The sequence below is a fragment of the Alcanivorax borkumensis SK2 genome (assembly GCF_000009365.1).
In the GTDB taxonomy this organism is placed as follows: domain Bacteria; phylum Pseudomonadota; class Gammaproteobacteria; order Pseudomonadales; family Alcanivoracaceae; genus Alcanivorax; species Alcanivorax borkumensis.
Genome location: NC_008260.1, coordinates 3,069,958 through 3,092,165 on the forward strand (window position 1 = coordinate 3,069,958; position 22,208 = coordinate 3,092,165).

Sequence of the window (22,208 nt, forward strand, 5' to 3'; positions counted from 1 at the left end):
AATTAACGCCCGCGTAATAGGCGCGAGCTTGCGAGCGTCCTAATTGACGCGTTTGTTAAGTGCAATAGAGTTCTCGATGCACTGCTTTCGTTATGTCCCAAATTGATTTATCAAAACTCTTTTTTATAATAACAGTGTTATTGAAATTGTTAGCCTCTGCCCAATCAATGGTACTTTGTGGATATGGATCTACTATAAAAAGGTTTGGTCGATATTGCTCAATTGGTTTCCATATATGCGTATCATGAACTATGTACTTTATGCCAACAAGAACAACTAAGCATGAGGAAGCAATAATCTCAGAATACCTATTCTGTGTATATTTAATCAGATCCCTATTTACGACCACACGCTTTCCCTCTGCATACATAGCCAAAACAGGACTCAAGTCAGAGTTGTTTTGGTCATTGCACCAAGCTTCTACTTCATGTGCGGTCGACACCGCTTTAGTTTCAAGACCCTCCACATACGTTCCACAACCTATCATAGTATTACCTGACATAATCAGGCCATTTGGAAGCTGAGGTAGAAAATTGGAAGAGCCATGTGGCTTTAATAAATTAACTCCATTGCCGCTAGCATTATAATCAACATTAAAGCCATTGCTGGCGAGGGATTGCTCTATCAATAGATCATAATTTAAAGTTGTGATATTTATCTGTCCCATACAGCTTCGCAGTTTGTTAAATAAACGTACATAAGCATTGTCTGGTCTAGTGGAAAATTTTGATAAATAACAAGCTAGCTCTTTCTGTAGTAGGTTTATGAGCCTGCTGTCATCAGCAATAGTAGCCATGCCCGCTTCGAAGCCATAAGCGTTAAATACTGATTTTGAATCGGAGTCTAGTCTATAAAATGCTCCCTTCAAGCCTTCAAGATCGTTAAATAAGTCATTGCCGAGAGGAGGGTTTTTTGGCAAGCATCCACCTGAACCAAAACTTGCCCCTGCTCCAAAAACTATACTAATCAGAATGTTTCTCCATCGCCGGAAAGGCACTTAACGCCTTGCTCACCGGAAAAATTCGAGCGGAGCGAGTATTTTGTCCGGTGGAGCTACTTGTTATGCGCATTTCTGCTTCAGCCACTGATTAAATTCCTTGATTGCATTACTTGCTATGGACTCGAATTCGTGCAAGGAGGTGAACTTATATTCAATAAGCTCTCCGCTGCTAGTTGGGACATAGAGCCTTGGATGCTTGGGTATATGAACTTGCTGTTCTATTAACCCTCTGTCAGAAATATGCGACGAAATGAATTTCAGATTATTATGATTTCCATTGGAGTACAGCTCGTCATCAGACAGGCCGTTTAGCCGAAGCAGTTTCGCAGAGGTATTTCTTATGTAAGTGGCGTACCTGTATGCGACGTAATCAACTACTTCGCTTGTATCCTGGAATACAAGTGGCCTTCCATCGAACGACCCGTCGTATTTTTTTTCTTTTCGTGATTTCCCGTGAACTTTGGGGCAGCTATTACGTGTTAAGAAGTGAGTAAAAGTAGAAGCGATTGTTGTTACTGTTTTGAATAGACGCCCCTTGTAATAATTCGGCTGGGAATTTAGCACAACAGAAACTTCGTCAGATGCAATAAACGCGCATAAGAATATGTTTTTTGCATTTGTTGGGGCCTTGCGACGCAACACATCGTAAGTTGCTTCAAACGCCTCTCTCATCGCAACATCAAACTCGCCATTCGATACATTGTTTTTTAGATATTTCTTGCTTAAACCAATACCATCAAGCCTCACACAGAGATAACTACTTGACGGAGAAGTGCCAAGCCGCTCTGACTGCTCCTCGTTTTTTTTATAGTGATCTACCCTAGAGCAGAGATTTTCAATCTCTTCTTTTTCTTCCATGTTCTACCTTCTTTTACGCATAACGCCGTGCTCTGCGGCAAATTTGGAGCGCAGCGGAAAATTTGTCCGGCAGCAGCGCCTTGTTATGTGAATATATTCTCGAAAATCCATTTTTCAAATAGATAATGGTTACTAGGTACTAACCCAAGTTTTTCTGAGTCTGCTAATGCCCTTTTTATCGCATAGTAAGCATGATCAAAAATGTTTATTTCGAGCCACTCTTCATCTCGTTTATCATGGTGCTTCAATCTATTTTGATGCCAATTCCATTCGTTGAAAGCATCTTTTCTAGTGCGATCACCTGCAATATTTAACCCCGTCTTTTCTCGAGCCTTCTCAATGCTATCCCAGGTTTCCTCCGCAGCAGACTTTTCTCCTTTTTGTTTTAGGACACCGGAGAAAATTCCATCTGCAGCTGCGGCCAAAGTGATGGACGAAAGCCTCCTCCCGCTCAGAAATAGATCAATTGCATCCTCTAGCTGCATAAGCGCTGCTTCGGCTTTTCCAATCTTTATCGGGTCTTCATATCCTAATGTTGCCATAGGAGATCGTTTAGGAGCTTCTTGATCCATTTTTGAAAGATCGACCGAAATATTTAGCCATACAAAGCTTGAGCTAACATCCTGTGTCAGCTCATCGGTGCTCTTTTTTCCACTATCTTCCGTAAATGTAACCCCATCGCCTTCTGGAAATGCACTAGCCCAATAGCCCAGCCCCCTGAGTTGATTGATAGACTCTCCTATTTCCGACTCCCTGCCGATAACGTCAGCGGCGTTCCATAGTAGATTGCCCGAGTATTCATGGTGAGGGGGAAGAAGCACAGCGAGCAATTTATTCATCATTTACTATCTCTCTTCACATAACAGCGTATTCAGTCGAACGATTCGACATATCTTTTTTCGACATAATTCTTAACAGGCCACCGTATATAATTCCGATAAACCCATAGCATTTAGCAACTTACCCAGGAAGCGAGAACCTTTCGCATCTGACAAAACTCGAACGAGCGGCCTATTTCCGGGGGACTCCATGCACATTTAAGTCGCAATCCGAACCAAAGATCAATGACTTAGCGAATTTTGAGATATCTCCTACACGCACTTGCGCTCCGTTCTGTTGAGCACGGGCTTCCATAGCCCAAGCCAGCTATGGGTAAGGAGAACGCTATGAGTAATAGAGCCACAGATATTCCGGGTTTCATTCCTGACAAGCCCGTAAGGCTACTTGATCAAGCCCGTGCCTGGCTGCGCAAAGCTATTCAATAAAGGCGGCTATGGTGTCGTCAGCGATGCTCCTGCGCAGCGAGAGAGTTTTAATAGCCACAAAAAAGCCCGGCTTAGCCGGGCTTGCGCTGTTCATTCATAATTAACCGCTTACCGCTTTCTCCGAATGGCTCACCAGCATTCCTTCCTCTACAACAAACCCAATAATTTTCTCCAGCCCCTCCACATCATTTCTTAAATTGGAAAACGCCCAGGGCTTTTGTCCGCGCATGCGGTTGGTGTCTGATGCCATGATGCCGAGATCGGCGCCCACCATCGGTGCGAGATCGATTTTGTTGATGACGAGCAGATCTGACTTGGTAATGCCGGGGCCGCCTTTTCTCGGGATTTTTTCGCCGGAGGCCACATCGATAACGTAGATGGTGAGGTCCGCCAGTTCTGGCGAAAAGGTGGCGCTAAGGTTGTCGCCGCCGCTTTCCACAAACACTACGTCCAGGTTGCCGAATTTACGCGCCAGGTTTTCTACTGCGGCCAGGTTCATGGAGGCGTCTTCACGGATGGCCGTGTGCGGGCAACCACCGGTTTCCACACCAACGATACGTTCCGGTTCCAGAGCCTGCGCTTCGGTGAGGATGCGCTGGTCTTCTTTGGTATAAATATCGTTGGTGACTACGGCGATGTGGTAATCGTCGCGCATGGCCTTACACAGTTTTTCCAGCAGGGCCGTTTTTCCGGAACCTACTGGGCCGCCGATACCAACGCGCAGGGGGGATTTATAATCGGTTGTCATGGTTGTCTCCGTTGTGTGGTGCCTATCGAGGTGTTGGGCTTCACGTGTAAGCACGCTCCCACATCAATTTTTCACGGCTGTGCTGCCGCAGCTGCTTTGTTAGATGCTCTTCTTTGTTTGGTGCCCTTCTTGAACCTGCCTTATGATCGGAAGAGCCGGCAGTATTGGGTTTCGTGCAGGCAACTGGCGATGGCCATGGCGGGAGAGGAGGAGCCAATATCGTCGTCATCCATGGCCAGGGCGTGCTGGGTAATCGCGGCCAATTGATCACTGAAACGATAGAGCTCTCTCTGCCCATCACTCTGGCCAAGAGGAATTAACTTCACGGCCACGATCACCATGTTTTCCAGCCAACTCCATAGGTAACCGTTGAGCGCTTGCTGCAGCTCGATGCCCCAGCGGGCACTCGCCAGGGCGAAACCTGCTAATTGGGTTTGCGCCAGCGCATCGCGCCATTCGGGTTGCTGCAGCTCTGGCCAATTCGCAGCGTCTGGGAGCCTGTCCAGTACCATGGTGAGGGCATGGCCACGCTGACATTCTTCCATGCGCAGCTCACGGGTTTCCCGCCAGGCCAACAGGGTGTGCGCCCAATGGGTAAAGGCTTCACGATCCTGATGGCAACTGGCGTGATAGAGCCGCGCTAGTACCGGTAATTCCAAGGTTTGGACGCTGCTTTGCAGCAGGGATTCGAGCCAACAATGCAGGTCATCCGCATTTTTGATCCAGCCACACTCCACCGCCCACTCCATGCCTTGCGAATAGGTAAAGGCACCGATGGGCAGCGATGGGCTGATCAATTGCTGCAAACGAAAGAAGGCGCTGTTATTCATGAGGCGATCAGCCTGCCAGCAGCATTAACGCGAGGGCGGCACCCCCAGCCACAATGGCGCGCAGAGCGGGAGCAATTCGCTGTAACTGCTGGCCTAGCACCAAGCCGGCTACCATTAGCACCATAGAGCTGACGAAGAAGCCTGGCGCAAACCCGCCCATGCCACCGCTCATTTCCACCCCGTGGGCCCAGCCGTGCGCGCCCAATAGAACAGCCACCACGCAAGCCGCCTTGCCCCGCGAGCCCGCTGGAAACGCCAACGCTGCGGCGAACGACAACGCTGATGCCGTAATCAACCACTCCATGGCCACATGGCCGCCCAGTGCCACGCCACCAACAAAACCCGCCGCCAAGCTAACGCCTGCAGCAATCAACGCGAAGCGTTTTTCTTGCAGGCGAATACCGGCCAGTAAGGCGCCGAACAGCACCAAGGCCACAAGGTGATCCATGCCGGTAATTGGATGCATGAGCCCGGCGGTAAAACCGCCATGAACGTGGCCGCCTTCGCCGGTATGGGCCATCGCGGCCATGGGGCTTATGGCAAGCCCACAGGTAATAACAGCAGCGGTAAGCTTGTGTTTTGTGTTGTTCATGCTGTGCTCCTTTAACGTACCTGTGCCCTTTGGCACCGTGAGAAATCAGTGGTTGTGAGTGTGCGAGTGTGGCTTTTCGTGGGAATGGCTGTGCGCATGACCATGGGAATGGCCACCGCCTTGCTGATAAGCACCCGCTTCCGGTTCGAAGGGGGCCTGCTCAACCTGTACGTCCACGCAGGTGTCGGCGCCCGGAAGCTGACGCACCATGTCGTCGAGCACATGGTCGTGCTGGTAACGAACAAAGCCGGTTTCGATCTGCAGCGGAACGTGACGGTTGCCCAGGTGATAGGCCACCTTGGTTAGCATCAGTGCATCACTGCAAACAATGGTGGAAACGGTTTCGTTGGCGGCCAACACCTTGACCAACACTCCGTCTGCATTGGTAAGCACATCCCCACCGCGAAGCAGGGTGCCTCGCTCTAGGAATAGGCCCACGCCTTCGCCGGATGTCAGCTGCACTTTTTGCCGGCTTTTGATCCGTGCATCGAGCGGTAGGCTGAGGGTTTTTAGTCTCGCCGGATCGATTTTTTCCAGCGCGACGGTATCGGTAATTTTTTTCGTCAGTTCGATCATGCTTGTCTCGTAAACAATGCGTTAAAACAAAAAATAGCGCTGCGCCATTGGCAACACTTCCGCCGGTTCGCACGTTAGCAGCTGGCCATCGGCACGTACTTCATAGGTCTGTGGATCCACTTCCAGGTGTGGCAGCCAATCATTGAGCAACATGTCTTTCTTTTTCACTGTGCGGCAGCCTTTCACCACACCAATGCGGTTGGCTAATGTGAGTTGCTCAGGGATACCCGCATCCATGGCGGCCTGGGAGATGAAGGTCATGGTGGTGGCTTGGCGAGCCTTGCCGTAGGCCCCAAACATGGGGCGGTAATGAACTGGCTGGGGTGTAGGGATGGATGCGTTAGGGTCGCCCATCTTGGCCATGGCGATCATGCCGCCCTTAATGATGAGGTTGGGCTTTACCCCAAAAAAGGCCGGGCTCCACAGTACCAGGTCGGCGAGCTTGCCCACTTCCACCGAGCCTATTTCATGGGCCATGCCATGGGCTAATGCCGGGTTGATGGTGTACTTGGCTACGTAGCGTTTGGCGCGAAAATTATCATGTTCGGATGGGTCGCCCTTTAGGGAACCGCGCTGCACTTTCATCTTGTGGGCCGTTTGCCAGGTGCGCATCACCACTTCGCCCACACGCCCCATGGCCTGGGAGTCTGAGGCAATCATGGAGAACGCACCAAGATCATGAAGGATGTCTTCCGCGGCAATGGTTTCGCGGCGAATGCGGGATTCAGCAAACGCTACGTCTTCTGGAATACTCGGATCCAAATGGTGACAGACCATGAGCATATCGAGGTGCTCATCGGCGGTATTCACCGTGTAAGGTCGCGTCGGGTTTGTGGACGAAGGCAGCACATTGGCAAGCCCAGCAGCGCGAATAATATCCGGCGCATGGCCGCCCCCGGCTCCCTCGGTGTGATAGGTATGGATGGTGCGATCTTTGAACGCGGCGATGGTGTCTTCCACAAAGCCGGATTCGTTCAAGGTGTCGGTGTGGATCGCCACTTGAGTATCCGTTTCTTCTGCAACCGAAAGGCAGTTGTCGATTGAGGCGGGGGTGGTGCCCCAGTCTTCGTGCAATTTCAGGCCAATGGCGCCGGCGCTGATCTGTTCGCTCAGGGATTCCGGCAAGCTGGCGTTACCTTTGCCAAGGAACCCCAGATTCATTGGAAAGCAATCCGCCGCTTCCAACATTCGGGCCATGTTCCAGGGCCCGGGCGTCACTGTGGTGGCATTGGTGCCGGTGGTGGGCCCGGTGCCGCCACCGATCATGGTGGTGACCCCGGATGCTAATGCTTCGTCGATCTGCTGCGGGCAGATAAAATGGATATGCGAATCAATCCCCCCCGCCGTAATGATGCTGCCTTCACCAGCAATCACATCGGTGCCGGGGCCAACAATGATATCCACATTCGGTTGCACATCTGGGTTACCCGCCTTGCCAATGGCCGCAATTCGCCCGTTCTTAATACCGATATCCGCTTTAACGATCCCCCAGTAGTCGAGGATCAAGGCATTGGTAATGACCAGGTCCATAACCTTCGCCGAAGGCAGCTGGGATTGGCCCATGCCATCACGAATTACCTTGCCGCCGCCAAATTTCACTTCGTCACCATAGACGGTGAAATCTTTTTCTACCTGGATCCACAGATCGGTATCGGCCAGGCGTACCCGGTCACCTGTGGTGGGCCCGAACATGTCGGCGTAGGCTTGTCTGGACATTGTTGCCACGATGATTCTCCTGTTCTTGCATCTACCGGCTGGTTATCGGCAGCCTTTCCGAAATGCGGTGTTGTACAGGCGCCGGCCTGCTTCCCATGGCGCTATTTCCACGGGCAAGTTCGGCCCTAAAGACAGGCGCGACTCAAAGCGGCCCCATGACCTTGCCCTGAAACCCGTACACTTTTCTTTGTCCCGCATACGCCACCAGCTCTACTGTCCGGCTCTGCCCTGGCTCAATGCGCACGGCGGTGCCGGCCGGAATATTGAGCCGGAAGCCTCGGGTTTTTTCTCGGTCGAACTGCAGGGCATTGTTAGCTTCATAGAAGTGGTAGTGGGAGCCCACCTGAATGGGACGGTCGCCCGTATTGGCCACTTCCACGCTGAGCGTTTCCCGCCCAGGATTGATCTCGATGTCGCCGTTCTGAATAGCGTATTCGCCTGGAATCATTTGGCTTCTCCTATAGCGGATCGTCTTAAACGATGGGGTCGTGAACCGTTACCAGTTTGGTGCCATCGGGAAAGGTCGCTTCCACCTGCACTTCGTGGATCATTTCTGGCACGCCTTCCATCACATCCTGACGCTTGAGCAAGGTTCGCCCTTCGCCCATCAATTCGGCGACCGTTTTGCCGTCGCGAGCACCCTCCATAATGGTGGCGGTGATATAAGCGATCGATTCCGGATAGTTAAGCTTAACGCCACGGGCCTTGCGCCGTTCGGCCAGCAGCGCGGCGGTAAAAATCAACAGCTTGTCTTTTTCTCTGGGTGTCAGTTCCATGCTTTACCTTTTTGCCTTTCCTTACACCGTTATCAGGTGTTCCAGATTCGCGGTATCACCGCCGGTTTATTCAGGGTGGCCTGACGCAATAATTGCCAGACGGGAAGCATCAATGCTTGAATTTTTTCACAGCGAGTGCCGAGCACACGCATGACCAGAATGTCGTCAATCAGGGTGAGGCCGCAGGGCATGTCGGTGGCCTGCTTTTCAATGCATTCACGGGCCTGCTCCAGCAACTCCTCATTACTCCCCGTGGCTACAAATATTGCCTGCATGGGGAAATTACGCAGCCCAGAGGCCGCATTGAGGTGGCTGGGCTGATCCACCTTAAGGCGTTCAATCAGCAGCGGTTTACGGTCGCGGCTAATACGAAAACGGGCGTCGATTTTTCCCTCGTGAAACACTTCACTATTAACCGGCCGACCCAAGCAGGAAATTTCCCAGCCCATAAAATGGGCATCCCCGTGCAGATCGATCCGGGTGTCCATCTGTACCCGTGCCCCAGGGAAGAAAATATTTTCTTGGGGAAACCATTCCAGTGTCCCTCCTGCCTGAACGGTGAGCGTTTGGCTCACATGGGCGGTTTGCCCAGCGCTGCGGTAAAACTTGGTTGCCCCAGGGGTAGTGAGTAAGCCATGGGCCTGGCTCGATGCGGTAATGCTGATATCCAGTCCATCACCACCCACAACCCCCCCTGGTGGGTGCAGTAAATAGATGTGTGCGGTGTCCTGCTCTGGGTAGAAAGGGCGCTGAACGCGCAACGGTCCATAATGGTGCAATTCGGCCATGACGGTTTTCATGCCGCGCCCAGTTATGGCGCACTCAAGCTGCATATGCAGTTTTGCTTGCCATCCCTTATGCCTGCCTGTGGCCTTACTGTTCTGCCGGCCCGCTGCTACCGGTTTCTCTACGCTCACTGGCCTGGCCCCTTTGCCTGCTCTTTATCATGCACCAAATTTATGCAGCTTTTGTGCCACCTGCTAAAATAGAGGGCGGCTTATCACTTATAAGGGCTGAGACTTGTAGAGGGGCCATCACCGTAAGAGCGTTAGCGCGATCCATGGTATTGATTCTTATACGCCACCCCGTGCCCGTGGTGGTATGCAATGGCACTGGAGAGAAAGCGGCAACAAAAAAAGCCCGGCGATCGCCGGGCTTTTTTTGTATTGCCTTGCGGGTGGCGGCTATTCCACCGTTACCGACTTGGCTAGGTTACGAGGCTGATCCACATCGGTGCCGCGCAGCACCGCCACATGGTAGCTAAGCAGCTGCAGCGGTATGGTATAAACGATCGGGGCTACAGTGTCGGGCACTGAGGGCATGTTTAACACATGAATCCCTTCCCCTTCTTTTACGTGAGCATTCTTATCAGCAAACACATAAAGCTCACCGCCACGGGCACGGACTTCTTGCAGATTGGATTTCAGCTTTTCCAACAATTCATCATTGGGGGCCACCGACACCACCGGCATTTCGCTGTCCACCAAGGCCAACGGGCCGTGTTTAAGCTCTCCCGCTGCGTAGGCTTCGGCGTGGATATAGGAAATTTCCTTGAGCTTAAGGGCTCCTTCCAAAGCCACCGGAAATTGCACGCCACGCCCCAAAAACAGGGCGTGGTGTTTTTCCACAAACGCCTCTGAAAGTTTTTCGATGGGCTTGTCTAACGCCGCCGCCTGCTCGATCAAATTGGGCAGCTGACGCAGTTCTTCCAGAATTTTTTCGATCTCGCTGTCGGCCAGGCCTTTTTGGCGGCCCAGCGCTAACACGAGCATCAACAACCCAACCAGTTGAGTAGTGAAGGCCTTGGTGGAAGCTACCCCGATTTCCGGACCGGCTTTGGTGAGAAAAACCAGTTCTGATTCACGCACCAACGATGAGCTGTCCACGTTACACACAGCCAGGCGACCCACATAATTGGGTGACTGAGTATCACGCAGCGCTGCCAAGGTATCGGCGGTTTCACCGCTTTGGGAAATGGTGACAAAGAGAGTGCCTTCTGGCACCACGTGCTTGCGGTAGCGGAACTCACTGGCTACTTCGACCTGGCAAGGAATACCGGCAATGTCCTCTAACCAATAACGGGCCACCATACCTGCGTGATAGCTAGTACCGCAGGCGACGATTTGAACGGTTTTAACCTTATCGAAAATAGCAGGCGCTTTTTCACCGAAAGACTCAATCAGGGTAGCCGGGCTATCAATGCGATCTTCCAAGGTTTTCTGAATAGCTGCGGGCTGCTCGAAAATTTCCTTCTGCATATAGTGGCGGTATTCGCCCTTTTCCGCATCTTCATGGGTGCCATCAAACTCGTGAGCTTCGCGTGTTACCGGCTCACCTGCTGCATCCACTATACGCACGCTATTGGTTGTAATTTCTGCCTGGTCACCCTCTTCCAAAAAGATGAACCGGTTGGTTACTGGCAACAAGGCCAGTTGGTCGGAGGCGATATAGTTTTCATCAATCCCCAGGCCGATGACCAGCGGGCTACCAGAGCGCACGGTAACCAACTTGTGCGGCTCAGAAGCATGAATAACACCCAGTGCGTAGGCACCATCGAGTTTCTTTGTGACCGCTTGCACGGCGTCGAAAAGATTCAACCCGTTATCCAGCGCCTGATGCACCAGATGCACAATCACTTCCGTATCGGTTTGGGAGTTGAACGTATAACCGCTGGCTTCAAGCTCGTCTTTGAGTGCCTGAAAATTTTCGATGATACCGTTATGCACCAGGGCCAAATCATCACCGGACATATGCGGGTGCGAATTAGGCTCCGAAGGCTTGCCGTGGGTAGCCCAGCGAGTGTGGGCAATGCCGGTGAAACCCTGGGTTTGTGCTTCCAGGACTGCCTCTTCCAACCCGGCCACTTTTCCCTGACGACGGACACGACTGATGCCCTTATCGTTGAGCAGCGCGACTCCCGCACTGTCGTAACCCCGGTACTCAAGTCGCTTGAGACCAGTGATCAAAATATTGGTCACATTCCGCTGGCCAATGGCCCCAACAATTCCGCACATAAATGCTCTTCCTTACCCTTTCTTGGGGCGCTGCCAATTAGCCACGTTGCGCTGTTGCGTTCGAGCAACCGCTAGGCCGTTGTCGCCCACATCCTTTGTAATAGTGCTGCCCGCACCTACAGTGGCATTTACGCCAATGGTGACTGGAGCAACTAGAGAGGAATTGGAGCCAATGAACGCTCCGTCTTTCAGCACGGTCTGAAATTTGTTGGCGCCATCATAGTTACACGTAATAGTGCCGGCACCCACGTTGACGCCTTTACCTATCTTGCTATCGCCGATATAGGTCAGGTGGTTTACCTTGGAACCCTCGCCAATGTAGGACTTTTTGGTTTCAACAAAGTTGCCTATCTTCGCTTTGTCGGCCAGTTCTGTTCCAGGGCGCAAGCGGGCATAGGGGCCTAGCTGACAGTGTTCACCCACAATAGCACCGTCAATGAGTGTGTTCGCTTCTATGACGGTGCCGGCGCCGATGTTGGCGTCTCGCAGAATACAGTTAGGACCGATCACCACACCTTCTTCGATGGTGACATCTCCCTCTAAAATGACATTCACATCAATGATTACATCACTGGCGATCTGTACTCTGCCGCGAATATCCAGACGAGAAGGGTCCAGCAATGTTACCCCGTCACGCATCAAGGTTTCAGCCTGAGCCTGCTGGTAAATGCGCTCTAGCCTTGCCAATTGCACTCTGTCATTCACCCCGTCCACTTCCCAGCCTTCGTTGGGTTGCAGGGTTTGCACATTCAAGCCCGACTGTGACGCCATTGCGATCAGGTCAGTAAGGTAATATTCGCCCTGGGCATTATTACTGGAAAGCTTGGGCAAGCTTTCTTCTAGGAATCGCCGTGAACAGGCAAGAATGCCCGTGTTGATTTCCTGAATACTCAGCTCAGCTTCGCTGGCGTCTTTCTGCTCAACGATGCGCTGCACGTTGTTCTGACCATCACGAACGATACGGCCGTAACCGTTCGGGTCATCCAAGGTTAGGGTCATCAGCGCCAGGGTGCTATCGTCCACCGTGGCGACAAAGTCTTTTAGTGTTTCCGGGCGAATCAGCGGTACATCACCGTACAACACCAATACCATGTCTTCTTTTACATAAGGCATGGCTTGCGCAACCGCATGGCCAGTACCGAGCTGTTCAGCTTGCTCTGCCCAAGCCACTTGCTCACCAGTGACCGAGGCTTTCACCTGTTCGCCACCATGGCCGTATACGATGACGGTATTGGCTGGTTCCAGCGACGCTGCCGCGTCTACCACATGCTGCACCATTGGCTTGCCGGCCACTGCATGAAGCACCTTTGGCAAAGCGCTCTTCATCCGCGTCCCTTTACCCGCCGCCAGAATCACTACTGCTAGACTCATACCCTATCCTTGTCTTTTACATGCCGGTACCGTTATACCACTGTGCCGCCTCTGATTCGCACAGGACCTATTCCAACCGGGCGCTCACTATACGACAGAAACAAAAAAGGGTAGCACTTGGCTACCCTTTCCTGTGTTGAAGAATTGCAAAAGATACTTACCGCTTATTCTTCAATTGTTGAATGGCACGCAGCTGTGCAACGGCCTCTATCAGAGTTGCAGCGGCACGGGAGTAATCCATTTCGGAACTCTTGCCTTCCAACGCTTCTTTGGCACGGGCTTTAGCACGCTCAGCTTCTGCAGCGTCCATATTTTCAGCGCGTTCAGCCGTATCTGCCAGTACGGTCACCAGCTTCGGCTGCACTTCTAAGAAGCCACCGGATACGTAGAACACTTCTTCTTCACCATTCTGCTTCTTCACCCGTACCGGGCCCGGCTTCAGCCGGGTCAGCAGCGGGGCGTGGCCGGGCATGATACCGAGGTCACCTTCCACACCGGAAGCTACCACAATTTCAACCAAGCCGGAGAACAGCTGGCGTTCTGCACTTACAATGTCGCAATGCACGGTCATCGCCATTTGCTTGTCTCCCAGGTGCAGGTTACTTGCTACGCTTGTTGTAGGCTTCAATCACTTCGTCGATAGAGCCCTTCATGTAGAAGTCCTGCTCCGGGATGTGATCGTAATCACCGCCAAGGATGCCCTTAAAGCCCGCGAGGGTGTCTTTCAGGGAAACATACTTGCCCGGGGAACCAGTAAATACTTCGGCCACAAAGAACGGCTGAGACAAATAACGCTCAATCTTACGGGCACGAGATACAATCAGTTTATCGTCTTCTGACAGTTCGTCCATACCCAAAATAGCGATGATGTCTTTCAGCTCTTTAAAGCGCTGCAGTACGGTTTGAACGCCACGTGCAATGTCGTAGTGCTCTTGACCGATAACCAGCGGATCCAGCTGACGCGAAGTGGAATCCAGCGGGTCAATCGCCGGGTAGATACCCTTAGACGCGATATCACGGCTCAAGGATACAGTGGAATCCAAGTGCGCGAAGGTGGTGGCCGGAGACGGGTCAGTCAAGTCATCCGCAGGTACATATACCGCCTGAACGGAGGTAATGGAACCGGTCTTGGTGGAAGTAATACGTTCCTGCAGAACGCCCATCTCTTCCGCCAGAGTCGGCTGGTAACCTACCGCTGAAGGCATACGGCCCAACAGTGCAGATACTTCCGTACCCGCCAGCGTATAACGGTAAATGTTATCCACGAAGAACAGTACGTCGCGACCTTCGTCACGGAACTTCTCGGCCATGGTCAGACCGGTCAGCGCTACACGCAGACGGTTACCAGGCGGCTCATTCATCTGACCGTACACCAGCGATACTTTATCCAGTACGTTGGAGTCCTTCATTTCATGGTAGAAGTCGTTACCCTCACGAGTACGCTCACCCACACCAGCAAACACGGAGAAACCGGAGTGCTCAATCGCGATGTTCCGGATCAGCTCCATCATGTTTACGGTTTTACCAACACCCGCACCACCGAACAGACCAACCTTACCGCCTTTGGCGAAAGGACAAACCAGGTCGATTACCTTGATGCCGGTTTCCAGCAGTTCGTTAGTGGCTGCCTGATCCGCATAAGTAGGCGCTGCACGGTGAATCGGCATACGCTCTTCTTCACCGATGGGGCCCGCTTCATCAATCGGGCGACCCAGCACGTCCATGATACGGCCCAAGGTTTTGGTGCCCACAGGAACCTGAATCGGTTCACCGTTATCAGTCACGCCAAGGCCGCGCTTCAGACCTTCGGTGGAGCCCATGGCAATAGTCCGCACTACACCGTCGCCCAGCTGCTGCTGAACTTCCAGGGTAGTTTCAGTACCGTCCACGGAGAGGGCGTCATATACCTTCGGTACGGCTTCGCGTGGAAATTCCACGTCGATCACGGCACCGATGATCTGAACAATACGACCGCTACTCATGCTTGCATCCTCTTAACTTGCGTTTTTGCCACGTTAATCTGCTTGACGATTAAACCGCAGCAGCACCACCAACGATTTCGGAGATTTCCTGCGTAATAGCAGCCTGGCGTGCCTTGTTGTACACCAATTGCAGATCACGAATGATGTCACCAGCGTTATCACTGGCAGCCTTCATGGCAATCATACGTGCTGCCTGCTCACAGGCATTGTTTTCAACCACACCCTGATACACCTGAGACTCAATGAACCGCACCAGCAGTTCGTCGAGCAGCTCTTTCGGGGCTGGCTCGTAAATGTAGTCCCAGTGGCGCTTCAGCTCTTCATCACTACCCGCTTCCAGCGGCAGCAACTGAATATTCTTGGGCGACTGGGTCATGGTGTTCACGAATTCGTTGTACACGATGTACAAACGGTCGATTGCACCGCTTTCGTAGGCATCCAACATCACCTTGATGGAACCGATTAAATCATTCAGGTGCGGGGTATCCCCCAAGCCTGTGATATTCGCTTCCACATTGCCGCCAACGCTCTTGAAGAAAGACATGCCCTTGGAACCGACTACGCAGTAGCTGGTTTTGGCACCCTTTTCTTCCCATGCCTTCGCGCTTTTGACGACGTTCTTGAGCAGGTTCACGTTGAGGCCACCGCAGAGGCCCCGATCGGAGCTCACTACGATGTAGCCAACGTTTTTAACTTCCCGCTCTTGCAGGTAAACGTGCCGGTATTCCAGATCGGCGTTAGCCAGGTGAGCAACCACCTGACGCATACGGCTGGCGTACGGCTTACTGGCCGTCATACGCTCTTGCGCCTTACGCATCTTGGAGGCTGCTACCATTTCCATTGCACGAGTAATTTTCTTCGTGCTCTGGACGCTGGCAATTTTGCCTTTGATCTCTTTACCGCTGGCCATAGGAACGTTCCTTTATCAGCGAATTACCAGGTCTGGGTAGCTTTGAACTGATCGAGAGATTCTTTAATCTCAGCTTCGATCTCGCCGTTGTAGTCACCCTTCTCGTTGATTTTATCCATCAACGCTTTCTTTTCGCTGTTCATGTAGTCCAGCAGTGCAGCTTCAAAGGCGCCGATTTTTTCGACTTCCATACCTTTTAGGTAACCTTCGTTAGCGGCGTACAGCACAACACCCATTTCAGCAACGCTCATCGGGCTGTACTGCTTCTGCTTCATCAGCTCGGTAACGGCTTGACCATGCTCCAACTGCTCACGAGTAGAATCATCGAGGTCGGAAGCGAACTGAGCGAATGCAGCCAGTTCACGGTACTGAGCCAGAGCCAAACGAATACCACCACCCAGCTTCTTAACGATCTTGGTCTGGGCTGCACCACCTACACGGGATACAGACACACCGGCGTTCATCGCCGGGCGAATGCCGGAGTTGAACAGGTCGGTTTCCAGGAAGATCTGACCATCGGTAATGGAAATCACGTTGGTCGGTACGAAAGCAGAAACGTCACCACCTTGGGTTTCAATGATAGGCAGAGCGGTCAAAGAACCGGTCTTACCTTTCACTTCACCGTTGGTGAACTTCTCAACATAATCTTCGTTTACCTTGGCGGCGCGCTCCAGTAGACGGGAGTGCAGGTAGAACACGTCACCAGGATAAGCTTCACGGCCCGGCGGACGACGCAGCAGCAGGGAGATCTGGCGATACGCCCACGCCTGCTTGGTCAGATCATCATAAACGATCAGTGCATCTTCACCGCGATCACGGAAATACTCGCCCATGGTGCAGCCAGCAAACGGTGCCAGGAACTGCATGGAAGCCGGATCAGAAGCGGAGGCCGCAACGATGATGGTGTTTTCCATCGCGCCGTGCTCTTCCAGTTTGCGCACCACGTTAGCAATGGTGGACTGCTTCTGGCCGATGGCGACGTAGACACACTTAATGCCGGAGTCTTTCTGGTTGATAATCGCATCAACCGCCACGGCGGTCTTACCGATCTGGCGGTCACCAATGATCAGCTCACGCTGACCACGGCCGATTGGCACCATGGCATCGATGGACTTGTAACCGGTTTGAACAGGCTCGTTAACTTCACGACGCCAGATAACGCCGGGCGCTACCTTTTCAACCGCATCGGTTTGCTTGGCTTCGATCGGGCCTTTACCGTCAATCGGATTACCTAGAGCGTCAACAACACGACCCAGCATTTCGGGGCCAGTGGGGACTTCCAGAATACGACCGGTACAACGAACTTTTTGGCCTTCGGCTAGGCCCAGGTAATCACCCAGCACCACGGCGCCGACAGAGTCTTGCTCCAGGTTAAGGGCCATGCCGTAGATGCCGCCCTCAAACTCGATCATCTCGCCGAACATCACGTCGGCCAGACCATGAATGCGCACAATACCATCAGATACGGAAACCACCGTACCTTCGTTGCGTGCTTCGGTGGAGGTATCAAGTTTCGCAATGCGCGACTTGATAATCTCGCTGATTTCGGACGGGTTGAGTTGCTGCATCTCTAATCCCTCAAACTCAAGAGTTCAGTTGCTCTGCCAAGCGATTAAGCCGGCCGCGCACACTGCCATCAATTACGGTATCGCCGGCTCGCACCAGCACGCCCCCAATCAAAGATTGGTCGACGGAAGTTGTGACATTCACTTCCGTACCAAGGCGTTTCTTAAGCGCTGCTACCAACTTGTCGGTAGCAGCATCGTCCAACTCGAATGCAGAGATCATCTCCACATCGGTGAACTGCTGCTGTTCGGCCAGAAGCTCGTGGAACAGTTGCAGGATGATCGGCAAAAGCGGCAAACGCTTATTCTGCGTTAGCTGCGCAACAAAGTTGCGACCGCTTTCGTCCAGCTCATCACCACAGACTTCTGCAAAAGCAGAAACCTTGGTGGCGTCATCCAGTTCCGGCTGGTCAAGGTAGGCACGCATGGAGGCATCACCTGCCACTGCTGCTGCCAGGCCCAGCATCTTCTCCCACTGCTCCAGGGCATCGTGTTCTTTAGCGAACACAAATGCGGCCTTGGCGTAGGGGCGTGCGATGGTGGTCAGTTCAGCCATGGGTTACCCGTATTCTCAGAGTTCAGCCGCCAGCTGCTCAAGCAACTGCGTGTGTTTGTCCTGGTTTACTTCGCCGCCCAGTACCTTTTCGGCACCGCTCAACGCCAGTACAGCTACATCTTTACGCAATTGCTCGCGAGCCTGATTAACCTCTTGGTCAATCTCAGAATGGGCTTTGGCAATCAGACGCTCACCTTCGGCGCGCGCTGCATCTTTAGCCTCTTCCACAATCTGATTAGCCCGGCGATTGGCCTGATCAATAATTTCGGCCGCCTTCTCTTTAGATTCTTTGAGATTGGCGGTCGCCTTTTCCTGCGCCAGTTCCAGATCACGCTCTGCCCGATCCGCGGCACTTAGGCCTTCGGCAATCTTCTGCTTACGCTCATCCAGCGCCCGTGAAATCGGGGGCCAAACGAACTTCATGCAGAAGAACACAAACAGGGCAAACCAAATGGCCTGGCCAATTAGTGTCGCATTAATATTCATGCCAACACCTCAATCCGCGTTGCTTTAGATTTCCCTAAATCGGGGCTTAAACGTTAAAGCGCGATTTACTGGAAAATCAGCAGGAACGCGATAGCGATACAGATAATTGGCACAGCATCCAGCAGACCAGCAATGATGAACATGCGGGTTTGCAGCATCGGAGCCAGCTCCGGTTGACGAGCCACAGACTCAAGGAAACGACCACCCATCATGCCGAAGCCCAAACCTGCGCCGATGGCCGCCAGGCCAGCTACGATAGCAGCAGCAAGAAATTGAATGCCTTCCATCTTTACACTCCCGTTAAGTGCTTGGTTGGTTTAATTAAAAACCGGTTTAAAAAAACTGTTACTTACTTAAATCAGTGCTCTTCGACCGCCATGCTCAAATACACGATGGTCAGAACCATGAAGATAAATGCCTGCAGGGTGATTACCAAAATATGGAACACCGCCCAAGGCCAGGCACCGATGAATTGCCAGGTGCCCATCATCGCTGCCAGCAGAATAAATACAAACTCACCCGCGTACATATTACCGAACAGTCGCAGGCCCAGAGATACCGGCTTGGCCAGTAGAGCAATGGTTTCCAGCAACAGGTTAATCGGGATCAGAAGCGCCTTGACCACCGGGTTGCCGGATTCAAAAGGATGCAACGCTAGAGTACCCACAAAACCGCCCACACCCTTAGTCTTAATGGTGAGGAAGATAATCAGGAACATCACGCTGAAGGACATACCCAAGGTAATGTTCGGGTCGGTGCTGGGAACAATCTTGAAATAGGCTTCGTGTGCACTCCAACCGAAGAAGGTCACCATCACCCATTCAAATGTCTTCGGAATGAAATCCACCGGGATCAGATCCATCAGGTTCATCAAGAACACCCAACAGAAGATCACCAACGACAGCGGCGCAATCAACTTGCTCTTGCCGTGGAAAGAGTCACGCACCTGTGTATCGATAAACTCAATGATGATTTCCACAAAATTAAGGAAACCAGAAGGCACACCGGCAGTCGCTTTACGCGCGCCCAACCAGAACAACAGGCACATGATAATGCCAAGACCGCCAGACCAAGCTAAGGAGTCAACGTGAAAGGCTGCAAAACCCATATCTTTGGCTTCGGTGCCGTTACACGCCATGGTCCAGGTTGCCTGGCTCAGAGTCTCCGCATGACCGTGACATTCACGGACATAGCCTTCCGGCAGTTTGCCATAGGTCAGATTGCCCAGATGGTGCTTGATATACTCGCCGGCGGAGTTCGCTGCCATGTCAAACCTCTATAGAGAGCCGATGCCTACAGGCTAGTCATTGTGCCTGTCTTGCCCTGCTGTTTGCCCGTCGAGGCGTGCTACCTGAATCCAACCCACAACCTGGGCTAGCAAGAAGCCTAACAGCAGAACCATTGCAATTTTCATTTCCCGCGCTTCAGGGACCTTGGAGAATGTTAGCCAGAACAGCAATAGCATAATTGCGATCTTGCCCATCTCGGCCCGCATTGCTGCGGTAGCCATACGCTTTGGCGCACGGTTGCCTGGGTGCATCCATATCTGGAAGCCACCCCAAGCATAAGCGATCAGGCTGATAGTGCCGCCCCAGACAGCCACTAGACCGGCGAACACGCCAGCCAGCCCGGTTACCAGCAACCCAAATACCACTATCGTGGTCAGTTGAGCGCACATTAAGCCCCAGAACAATGCTCTGTTGGGCTGAAATTCGTTGCTGGTCACCTTGAGCCTCTTGGCTGATGCAAAATGATGCCGCACCAAGCGCTAAGGTCTCGAGCACCCCTGATCTTTAGCGCGGCGAAGTATATGGAGTTGGCACGCAAGTGGCAACCGTAACGGGCGGATTGTTCGGCAAACTTTAGGGTTTGTTGGCGACTTTCTTTCACCTGATCTCCACAAAGCAGGGCTGAACACAGTTCATGAAAAAGCACCGCCTATTGAGATATTTTTGTATACCCCCGCTCAGCCTTCCATCCTGCCTGCAATAGCGCAAATGGGGCGATCGCCAAACCCTGATCTCTGCCATCAAGGTCCGCACGGCTAACGAGATGCTACGGAAACAGCTAGTTGCAAATTATCCCTTCGGACAGCAATACGCAGGCCTGCTATTTGATGTGAGCCAAAATGCCATCCAATTCATCCAAGCTGTTATAGCTGATCACTAGCTTGCCTTTTTTCCCCTGTTGTTGAATTTGCACCGGCGCCCCCAAGCGATCAGACAAGTCGCTGATTAGCGCCTTCACATTAGGGTCTTCTTTAGGGGCCGCCGGTTTCGCAGGTTTGGCTTTTTCAAAATCGCGGACCAGTTCTTCGGTTTGGCGTACTGACAGCCCTTTGGCCACCACGGTGCGGGCAGCCTCAACCTGTTTGTTGCCGGTCAGCGCTAACAGGGCGCGAGCGTGGCCCATTTCCAGGTCGCCGTGCTCCAGCAGCTTCTTAACGTCGGTCTCCAGGCTCATCAACCGTAGCAAGTTGGTCACCATGGCGCGGGATTTACCCACCGCATCGGCCACTTGCTGATGGGTGAGCCCGAACTCTTCTTTCAATCGGCCCAGCGCGATGGCCTCCTCCATTGGGTTGAGATTTTCCCGCTGGATATTTTCAATCAGCGCCATGGCGATGGCGGCTTCGTCGGGCACTTCGCGAATAACCGCTGGAATGGTGTCCAGCTCGGCCATCTGTGCGGCACGCCAGCGGCGCTCACCGGCGATGATTTCGTAACGCTTATCGCCCAATGGGCGCACCACGATGGGCTGCATCACGCCTTGGGCACGAATCGACTCAGCCAGTTCCTCTAGGGCATCGGGTGACATATCCCGGCGTGGCTGGTAACGGCCACGCTCCATGCACTCCACAGGCAGGTGGCGCAATTCGCCATCTCGGGGGCGCAGACTGGGCTCACCGCTCGTTTCGCCCTGATTCTGTAGGCTCACTTCTTCCTGATGCCGCTGGTAGGACTCGTTGCTGCTGAGCAGGGCATCCAGGCCCTTGCTGAGACCGCGTTTACGCTTTGCCGCCATGGTTAATCCTTGATGATACGCATGACGCCAGACGCTCGGCGCCTGACGCTGCGGACACACTCCGCCCGCCAAAAAAAATATTACCGGATGCCGCCATCATGACGCTGCGACAGGCTGGGCCTTGATGGCCTGCTCCCGGCGCAAAATCTCGCCGGCCAACGCCAAATAGCTAACCGCACCGCGGGATTTTGGATCATAGGTAATCACTGGCGCACCATGACTGGGCGCCTCCGCCAACCGCACGTTACGGGGAATAATGGTGCGATACACCTTGTCACCGAAATGGCTAATTAACTGGTTGGACACATCATTGGAGAGGCTGTTGCGTGGGTCATACATGGTGCGCAGTAAACCCCCGATGTGCAGCTTCGGGTTGAGTACCATGCGAATTTTCTCAATGGTGTTCATCAGTGCGGTCAAGCCTTCCAAGGCGTAGTACTCACACTGGATGGGCACTATTACTGAGTCTGCCGCCGTCAGCGCATTGACGGTGAGCATGTTCAGGGACGGCGGGCAATCAATAAGGATGTAATCGTACTGATCACGGACTCGCGCTAAGGCGTTACGCAAACGAAACTCCTTAGCACTCATGTCCAACAACTGAACCTCAGCCGCGGTCAAATCACCATTGGCGGCGATCAGATCAAACCCAGAATCTTCCGGGGTGTCCGTCACCGCCTGCTCGATAGCCACGTCATCGCACAGCACATCATAAATAGTGTAATCGGTATCAAACTTATCTACGCCTGACCCGGTGGTGGCATTGCCCTGTGGATCAATGTCCACGAGCATCACCTTCTTGCGGGTGGCCGCCAGCGACGCCGCCAGATTCACACTGCTGGTGGTCTTGCCCACGCCGCCTTTCTGATTGGCTACGGCAAATACGGTGGTCACTGCGTTCTCCTTGATTTTACGCCTGACGCTTGAGACAGGGTGCCT

Annotated in this window: 24 protein-coding genes; all 24 read right to left on the reverse strand. The window is 52.8% G+C overall.

Features of this window, described 5'->3' with window-relative positions; all coding sequences use genetic code 11:
- Nucleotides 1-55 precede the first annotated feature (55 nt).
- Nucleotides 56-919, reverse strand: coding sequence for a hypothetical protein (locus ABO_RS13865; protein WP_198407801.1), 864 nt, complete (start codon nt 917-919; stop codon nt 56-58).
- A gap of 141 nt (nt 920-1,060) precedes the next feature.
- A complete protein-coding gene (locus ABO_RS13870; RefSeq protein ID WP_041705184.1) occupies nt 1,061-1,858 on the reverse strand; it encodes a tRNA(His) guanylyltransferase Thg1 family protein in 798 nt (265 codons plus the stop codon).
- An 83-nt stretch (nt 1,859-1,941) separates the two neighbouring features.
- Nucleotides 1,942-2,700, reverse strand: coding sequence for a hypothetical protein (locus ABO_RS13875; RefSeq protein WP_011589985.1), 759 nt, complete (start codon nt 2,698-2,700; stop codon nt 1,942-1,944).
- A 523-nt stretch (nt 2,701-3,223) separates the two neighbouring features.
- Nucleotides 3,224-3,871 carry an urease accessory protein UreG gene (gene ureG / locus ABO_RS13880; RefSeq protein ID WP_011589986.1) on the reverse strand — a complete coding sequence of 216 codons (648 nt, stop codon included), beginning with the start codon at nt 3,869-3,871 and terminating at the stop codon, nt 3,224-3,226.
- Between the two features lie 140 nt (nt 3,872-4,011).
- Nucleotides 4,012-4,701: an urease accessory protein UreF gene (locus ABO_RS13885; RefSeq protein ID WP_011589987.1), complete on the reverse strand. Its 690-nt coding sequence runs from the start codon at nt 4,699-4,701 to the stop codon at nt 4,012-4,014.
- Nucleotides 4,702-4,708: 7 nt separating this feature from the next.
- Nucleotides 4,709-5,293 carry a HupE/UreJ family protein gene (locus tag ABO_RS13890; protein WP_050731525.1) on the reverse strand — a complete coding sequence of 195 codons (585 nt, stop codon included), beginning with the start codon at nt 5,291-5,293 and terminating at the stop codon, nt 4,709-4,711.
- A gap of 45 nt (nt 5,294-5,338) precedes the next feature.
- Complete coding sequence (gene ureE / locus ABO_RS13895) at nt 5,339-5,869, reverse strand: urease accessory protein UreE (RefSeq protein WP_011589989.1); 531 nt, start codon at nt 5,867-5,869, stop codon at nt 5,339-5,341.
- Nucleotides 5,870-5,890: 21 nt separating this feature from the next.
- A complete protein-coding gene (gene ureC, locus ABO_RS13900) occupies nt 5,891-7,585 on the reverse strand; it encodes an urease subunit alpha (RefSeq protein WP_269763799.1) in 1,695 nt (564 codons plus the stop codon).
- A 142-nt stretch (nt 7,586-7,727) separates the two neighbouring features.
- On the reverse strand, nt 7,728-8,033 hold the full coding sequence (locus ABO_RS13905; protein WP_011589991.1) for an urease subunit beta: 306 nt from the start codon (nt 8,031-8,033) through the stop codon (nt 7,728-7,730).
- 25 nt (nt 8,034-8,058) lie between these two features.
- The gene (gene ureA / locus ABO_RS13910) at nt 8,059-8,361 is read right to left on the reverse strand and encodes an urease subunit gamma (RefSeq protein WP_011589992.1); all 303 of its coding nucleotides are present in this window, start codon (nt 8,359-8,361) and stop codon (nt 8,059-8,061) included.
- Between the two features lie 32 nt (nt 8,362-8,393).
- Entirely contained in the window at nt 8,394-9,149 is a 756-nt protein-coding gene (locus ABO_RS13915; RefSeq protein ID WP_198407802.1) for an urease accessory protein UreD, read from the reverse strand.
- Between the two features lie 396 nt (nt 9,150-9,545).
- Entirely contained in the window at nt 9,546-11,375 is a 1,830-nt protein-coding gene (gene glmS / locus ABO_RS13920) for a glutamine--fructose-6-phosphate transaminase (isomerizing) (protein WP_011589994.1), read from the reverse strand.
- A gap of 12 nt (nt 11,376-11,387) precedes the next feature.
- Nucleotides 11,388-12,746, reverse strand: coding sequence for a bifunctional UDP-N-acetylglucosamine diphosphorylase/glucosamine-1-phosphate N-acetyltransferase GlmU (gene glmU / locus ABO_RS13925; RefSeq protein WP_011589995.1), 1,359 nt, complete (start codon nt 12,744-12,746; stop codon nt 11,388-11,390).
- A 157-nt stretch (nt 12,747-12,903) separates the two neighbouring features.
- Nucleotides 12,904-13,323 (reverse strand): F0F1 ATP synthase subunit epsilon, encoded by a 420-nt coding sequence (locus ABO_RS13930; protein WP_011589996.1) that lies wholly within the window; start codon nt 13,321-13,323, stop codon nt 12,904-12,906.
- 22 nt (nt 13,324-13,345) lie between these two features.
- Nucleotides 13,346-14,728: a F0F1 ATP synthase subunit beta gene (gene atpD / locus ABO_RS13935; RefSeq protein WP_011589997.1), complete on the reverse strand. Its 1,383-nt coding sequence runs from the start codon at nt 14,726-14,728 to the stop codon at nt 13,346-13,348.
- Between the two features lie 49 nt (nt 14,729-14,777).
- On the reverse strand, nt 14,778-15,638 hold the full coding sequence (gene atpG / locus ABO_RS13940) for a F0F1 ATP synthase subunit gamma (RefSeq protein ID WP_011589998.1): 861 nt from the start codon (nt 15,636-15,638) through the stop codon (nt 14,778-14,780).
- Nucleotides 15,639-15,661: 23 nt separating this feature from the next.
- Nucleotides 15,662-17,206 (reverse strand): F0F1 ATP synthase subunit alpha, encoded by a 1,545-nt coding sequence (atpA, locus tag ABO_RS13945; RefSeq protein WP_011589999.1) that lies wholly within the window; start codon nt 17,204-17,206, stop codon nt 15,662-15,664.
- Between the two features lie 16 nt (nt 17,207-17,222).
- Nucleotides 17,223-17,759 (reverse strand): F0F1 ATP synthase subunit delta, encoded by a 537-nt coding sequence (locus ABO_RS13950; RefSeq protein WP_011590000.1) that lies wholly within the window; start codon nt 17,757-17,759, stop codon nt 17,223-17,225.
- A 15-nt stretch (nt 17,760-17,774) separates the two neighbouring features.
- Nucleotides 17,775-18,245: a F0F1 ATP synthase subunit B gene (locus ABO_RS13955; RefSeq protein ID WP_011590001.1), complete on the reverse strand. Its 471-nt coding sequence runs from the start codon at nt 18,243-18,245 to the stop codon at nt 17,775-17,777.
- 65 nt (nt 18,246-18,310) lie between these two features.
- Complete coding sequence (gene atpE, locus ABO_RS13960) at nt 18,311-18,532, reverse strand: F0F1 ATP synthase subunit C (protein ID WP_007151035.1); 222 nt, start codon at nt 18,530-18,532, stop codon at nt 18,311-18,313.
- Nucleotides 18,533-18,603: 71 nt separating this feature from the next.
- A complete protein-coding gene (gene atpB / locus ABO_RS13965; protein ID WP_011590002.1) occupies nt 18,604-19,512 on the reverse strand; it encodes a F0F1 ATP synthase subunit A in 909 nt (302 codons plus the stop codon).
- Nucleotides 19,513-19,545: 33 nt separating this feature from the next.
- On the reverse strand, nt 19,546-19,971 hold the full coding sequence (locus ABO_RS13970; RefSeq protein ID WP_231483423.1) for an ATP synthase subunit I: 426 nt from the start codon (nt 19,969-19,971) through the stop codon (nt 19,546-19,548).
- A gap of 383 nt (nt 19,972-20,354) precedes the next feature.
- On the reverse strand, nt 20,355-21,269 hold the full coding sequence (locus ABO_RS13975) for a ParB/RepB/Spo0J family partition protein (RefSeq protein ID WP_041705187.1): 915 nt from the start codon (nt 21,267-21,269) through the stop codon (nt 20,355-20,357).
- A 96-nt stretch (nt 21,270-21,365) separates the two neighbouring features.
- Nucleotides 21,366-22,163, reverse strand: coding sequence for a ParA family protein (locus ABO_RS13980; RefSeq protein WP_011590005.1), 798 nt, complete (start codon nt 22,161-22,163; stop codon nt 21,366-21,368).
- Nucleotides 22,164-22,208 lie beyond the last annotated feature (45 nt).